1 protein-coding gene and 1 pseudogene are annotated in these 3,187 nt (G+C 59.2%); both read left to right on the top strand.

Annotation, left to right across the window (positions count from 1 at the left end):
- Positions 1 to 256, top strand: a pseudogene (locus AC2TC0_RS16080) (hypothetical protein); the annotation flags it as partial.
- Between the two features lie 864 nt (positions 257 to 1,120).
- Positions 1,121 to 3,187 (top strand): RHS repeat domain-containing protein (locus AC2TC0_RS16075; RefSeq protein ID WP_484718461.1); only part of this gene is annotated, 2,067 nt, incomplete at its 3' end.

Genomic DNA, 3,187 nt, shown 5'->3' with positions numbered 1-3,187 from the left:
TGTTGGGGAAATCACCCGCGCCGAGACCAAAGCTGCGTTTGGGGTGTCGGGCAAGCTTGAGGCGCGGGCGCTTTATGCCGAACTGCCAGATGGAACTTTGCGACTGAGTGGGCGCATCGGCAGCCGCGGCGAAGGCGGCACGACCGAGACCGCGCTTGCGTTTGTGGCGATTGGCACGATCGCCTTTGTTGTCACTGGCAAGAGCGCGGAGATACCTGCGGGCACCGAGCTCGTCGCGCGGATTGGGTCGCGGTAGGGTAGGATCTGCAGCTAGGTCGCAGGCGGCCGACGAAACGCTTTCCTACATTGGTGCTCGGTGTCATGACTCGATTNGCGGGCACCGAGCTCGTCGCGCGGATTGGGTCGCGGTAGGGTAGGATCTGCAGCTAGGTCGCAGGCGGCCGACGAAACGCTTTCCTACATTGGTGCTCGGTGTCATGACTCGATTATGCACAATCGGGATCCCCAATCGCGCGACTGGGCGCTGGCTATCGAGTTTTGGTTCGCGAGCCTATTGGTTGGCGGGGCGTTTGTGGTTGGGGCGTGGGAATTGGTCAAATATCTGCTTTAGCGAAACAGCGGGCCCAATTGAGGGGGTCAACTTGTTGTGATGACGCGCAGTAGCCGAGCATCTTGCGCGGTTATTGACGGAGCCTCAACCTTGCTCCCTATGCTGGCATTTCGCACGACTTCGCCCTCTGCCATTTCTGCGCAAAGATACTAAAATAATGACTAGTTTGTCGTTGAATAGACACACAAAATGATGACCTTGCAGCAGGAGCAAGTGGGGGGCGGTATGCACAGATTCATCTTGTCATTCTTGGCGGCTTTCGTGGCTTTGGTGCTAGCGAACACAAGTGCGGCACAAACTCCCGATCTTCGGCCCATTCCTGCTCCGTCACCTACCGCCTCGGGTGGGCTTTGGGAGACCCCAACCTGGCAAGGTCCTGCGGCCTATGGATCCAGTCCGGAGCAAGCATGCCGGATCCAGATGGCGGAATTTAATCCGAATGCAATTTTTGAGTCGCCGACTTACCTCGATGACGATGATTATGAGTGTCATTGGATTCCGAAACAGTTCGGTGGGCCGGAAAACAGCAACACGATTTTGTCGTCCCTGGTGCGATTGCGGTGCGGTCCCGGTTATGTGGCCGAAAGGGGTCAATGTTCCAGAATACCCGATCTCAATTTCGAGGCGCATTGTGACGGTGAATGCGGCGGTTCGCCGCAATCGGGTACGCCGCAAATGCAGGCAGGCAACCCCATCAGCGTCAACAGCGGTTACAAGCTGCTGGATGAAAATGACTATCAAACTGCCGACGGCTTGCTTTCGGTCGACCGTCATTATCTGAGCCGTCCGGGTGACCGATGGAAGACGCTGTTGCCAGGTTATCTTGAGCTCTCGCTCTTGGCTTCATCCGGCGGCTTTACCAATCAGATTACATTTCACAGCCGCAGGGGCGGCACCGATACCTTCGTTACTGTTGATCGCAACGACCAAAGCAATTGGCAATGGACCTTGCCCAATTTCTTTGGCGATCCGCTCAGCTACTCGCGCCGTCGCTTGTCAATGGTGATCACTCCCAGCGTAGGGCGGAATATTTGGGGCGAAGAAGCCAATGTGAGCGGCACGGGGCCAGCCGAAATGCGGCTCGATATGGCTAATGGCGAATATATCCTGTTTCGCCGGGTCAACGATCCGGCGCGTACCAGGGGCACCAGATTGTTGGCGCCGGTCGAACACGGGCTCCCGGGCGGATATGTGCGTTGGTTCGATTACAATGATGACAGCCCCTTTCCCTACCGCGTTCGGGACAGCCTCAGCCGCACGCTTGGTCTGACGTGGCAGGCAGCGCCAGGCGACGGCGCTGTGCGTGGATTTTCGCAGGCCAAGGTCATCAGCCAGATTGCCCTGCCCGACGGAACACGCCTCGAATATAGCTATGACAAGCCGACAGCGCCATCGGCACCACCGCCAGATTGGGCGGTATCCAGCAATCTCGACGTGCGGACCGTCATCATGACGGGGCCAAGCGCAGGGACGATGTCTTCGGTGTCGTCGACCACGGCCATTCTCTATCATTCGGGCAGTTTCCGCACCGACCGGCTGCGCACCGTCAAGCGCTTGGACTCGGCAGGCGCCGTGCTGTGGCAGCGCAGCTATGACTATGGCAGCGGTTTTAACGGCTATGACCTCATTGGCATCCGCGACCAAAACAATGCCGCCATTGCTGCTTACAGCTATGCCGGCGAAGGGCGGCTGGCGACGTCTTCGCTTGCGGAAGGCGTAAATGCGCATAGTTTCGAGCATCTCCACTGGTATGAGAATGACGTCCGGCAATTTTGGCGGCAAGCCCGCCGCGTCACTGGTCCGCTGGGCCGTACTGACGAATATCATCTGTTTCGGCGCGATTCATCCTGGCCCGACGAGCCTGCCGCGATAACGCGTATCGAGGGCAAGGCGACCTCGACCACGCCTGCCGACAGCGTCAGCATCGATTATCAGAACTACTACGGCACCAAGCATTTAATGACGCGATCGGTCGACCAACTTGGCCGCGAAACCAGCTATGCACTCGATTACCCGAAGGGCCGCCATAACGGCATGACCGAAGCGGTGGGCACGGCGCAGGCGCGCACGACCACGATGCAATGGCACCCGACGCTCGACCTGCCGACGCGCATCGAGCGCAACGGCTTGCGCGTCGATATCACCTACACGGCTGATGCGATGCTTGCGTCGCAAACGCTGACCGACCTCACCACCCACAGCGCGCCCTATTCGACCAACGGCCAGACGCGCACCACCACTTACAGCTGGGGTCCGAACGCCCGCCTGCTGTCGGTCAACGGTCCGCGCGTACCTGACGCGCAGGGCAAGGACGACATTGTCACCTTTGCCTATGACACGGCGGGCAATGTAACGAGCATGACCAACGGTCTCGGCCATGTCACCAGCTTCGCTGCCTATGACGCTAATGGGCGCCCGGGCAGCATGACCGATCCCAATGGCGTCGTCACCCAGTTCACTTATGACCTGCTCGGCCGCACCACCAGCGTGCGAGTCAAGCATCCGACCACGGCGTCGCAGGACGCGGTGACCAGCTTCACCTATGATGTCGAAGGGCGCGTCAAGACGATCACTGCGCCCGCAAGCACCGCGCTGACCATGAACTATGATCTCGCC

The sequence above is a fragment of the Sphingopyxis sp. sgz302558 genome, assembly GCF_057220455.1.
This window is presented reverse-complemented; position numbering and strand designations above follow the sequence as displayed.